Below are 2,162 nucleotides of genomic sequence, written 5' to 3'. Positions count from 1 at the left end.
CACCCGCCCCGCCCTCGGTCCAGCTGCCATCGAGCAATGCCGACTACCTGCAGAATCCAACGCCGGTCTACCCCGCCATGAGCAAGCGCCTCGGCGAGCAGGGCAAGACGGTCGTGCGGGTGCTGATCGGGGTCGACGGGCTTCCCAAGCAGGTCAGCATTCAACAGTCGAGCGGCTATGAACGGCTCGACGAAGCGGCACGCAGCGCCGTGATGAGTTGGCGCTACGTGCCGGGCAAACGCAATGGCGTCGTCGAACCGATGGAGTTCAACGTGCCGATCAACTGGGTTCTCAAATAATTTTCAGGAGTAGTTACGTATGGATTCCCACTTTGGCCTGATGAACGTCTGGCAGCAAGGCGACTTCGTCACCCGGGCTGTCGCGCTGCTGTTGATCGGCATGTCGCTCGCTTCCTGGATCGTGATTCTGATCAAGGCGCTCGATGTCATCAGGTACAAGCGGCTCGCGAAGCATTCGCAGGACTTCTGGCACAGCGAGGATTTCGCCACCGCCCTGGCCAAGCTCGGCAAGGAAGACGGTAATCCGTTCCGGGCGCTGGCACTCGAAGGCCGTGAAGCCGCGGCCCACCATCGCAACACCAAGGCCCACCTGCACGACGCGCTCGACGTCAGCGACTGGATCACCCGGGCGCTGCGCAACGGCATCGACGAATTCACCGCACGCCTGCAGACCGGGCTGGCGATCCTCGCATCGGTGGGGTCGACGGCGCCCTTCATCGGCTTGTTCGGCACCGTCTGGGGCATCTACCACGCGCTGATGAGCATCAGCACGGCCGGCCAGGCGACCATCGACAAGGTGGCCGGCCCGATCGGCGAGGCGCTGATCATGACGGCCCTCGGCCTGGCTGTCGCGATTCCCGCGGTGCTGGGCTACAACGCGCTGGTGCGTGGCAACAAGTTCGTGCTGACCAAGCTCAACAGCTTCGCGCACGACCTGCACGCCTACTTCGTGACCGGCGCCCGCGTCCAGAGCAGCGGCAGCGAGGCCACGGTCGTTCCGCTCAAGAAGGTCTGACCGCCATGGCCTTCGGAACACAGGACGAACCCGACGAGGTCATGAACGAGATCAACATGACGCCGCTGGTCGACGTCATGCTGGTGCTGTTGATCATCTTCATCATCACGGTACCCGTGATGAAGCACGCAGTGAACATCGACCTCCCCCGCGCCAGCAGCGAGCGGGAGCAGACCAAGCCGCAAAACATCCTGTTCTCGGTCGCGGCCGACGGCAGCTACTACTGGAACGAGCAGAAGATCGAGGATGCCGAATTGGTCGGCCGGCTAGCCGCCGAGGCGGCCAAGGAGCCGCAGCCCGAACTGCATATCCGCGGCGACAAGGCGGTGCGCTACGAGCGCGTGGCGAAGGCGATGTCGGCGGCACGCGAGGCCGGCGTGCGCAAGATCGGCTTCGTGACCGAGCCAGACGCGAAGTAGCAGTGCGCAGGCGAAAAAACCAACCGCGGCGATTGATTTTTAATTGAGAATGGTTATCATTAACAAATCACCACAGGAGTTCATCGAATGTCCGCAACGCCCAACGCCTTCACCGTGCTGAACCACCCCTCGCTGGACCACGCGGGCGGGGGCCGCGCAGCGGCCGAAGCGACCCGTCCCGCCCCGCTGCTCGAAAGCACGGAGCTGCTCAAGGGCGGCAAGGCGGTCGGTATCATGCACAACGGCTCGTTGTATCGCCTGCAAGCCACCAAACTCGGCACGCTGATCCTGACCAAGTAGCGATCAGCCCGCTTCTCGCGCAAGTTTCATCGTGGGGCGACTCGAGGAGATCCATCTCCGAAGGGTCGTTTTTAGCTACTTTCCGGCGCAAAAATGCCGTTTTTGAGTTTCTGCGTGGCGAGGCAACAAAGGCCAAGGCCGCCGAGATCGGCGGCCTTGGTTTCAGTGCGCGGTGGAGAGGAAGAAGGGGATGATCTCAGCGTTTGGCTGAAGCTGCGAGAGCGAGGCCGATATTGATCAGATTGTCTGCGACGACGCCAAGCCCTACCCAACGCCCAATGCCCGACGGGCCCTTGTAGCGACATCGATTCAGGCCATGGCGTCTCTTCAAGAGACTGATGCGACCTTCAGCCCCGGTGCGCCACTTCTGGCCATTGCGGAACCATCGTTTCTTCTGGAGCTTCTTGC

General features: G+C 62.3%; 5 protein-coding genes. 4 read left to right on the top strand and 1 reads right to left on the bottom strand.

Annotated features, from left to right (window positions below):
• The 4 genes from AC1DY5_RS52585 to hemP all read left to right on the top strand — a co-directional run.
• On the top strand, nucleotides 1-299 hold a 299-nt coding region (locus AC1DY5_RS52585; protein ID WP_478122177.1), incomplete at its 5' end, for an energy transducer TonB.
• A 19-nt stretch (nucleotides 300-318) separates the two neighbouring features.
• A complete protein-coding gene (locus AC1DY5_RS52580) occupies nucleotides 319-1,035 on the top strand; it encodes a MotA/TolQ/ExbB proton channel family protein (RefSeq protein ID WP_478122176.1) in 717 nt (238 codons plus the stop codon).
• A gap of 5 nt (nucleotides 1,036-1,040) precedes the next feature.
• Nucleotides 1,041-1,454, top strand: coding sequence for an ExbD/TolR family protein (locus AC1DY5_RS52575; protein ID WP_478122175.1), 414 nt, complete (start codon nucleotides 1,041-1,043; stop codon nucleotides 1,452-1,454).
• Nucleotides 1,455-1,541: 87 nt separating this feature from the next.
• Entirely contained in the window at nucleotides 1,542-1,754 is a 213-nt protein-coding gene (hemP, locus tag AC1DY5_RS52570; RefSeq protein WP_478122174.1) for a hemin uptake protein HemP, read from the top strand.
• A gap of 196 nt (nucleotides 1,755-1,950) precedes the next feature.
• Here the strand turns inward: hemP and AC1DY5_RS52565 are convergent.
• Nucleotides 1,951-2,162 (bottom strand): transposase (locus AC1DY5_RS52565; protein WP_478122173.1); only part of this gene is annotated, 212 nt, incomplete at its 5' end.

Source organism: Variovorax sp. P4_D9, from assembly GCF_056401695.1.
Note: the sequence above shows the minus strand (reverse complement) of the source record. Positions and strands in the feature narration are given on the sequence as shown.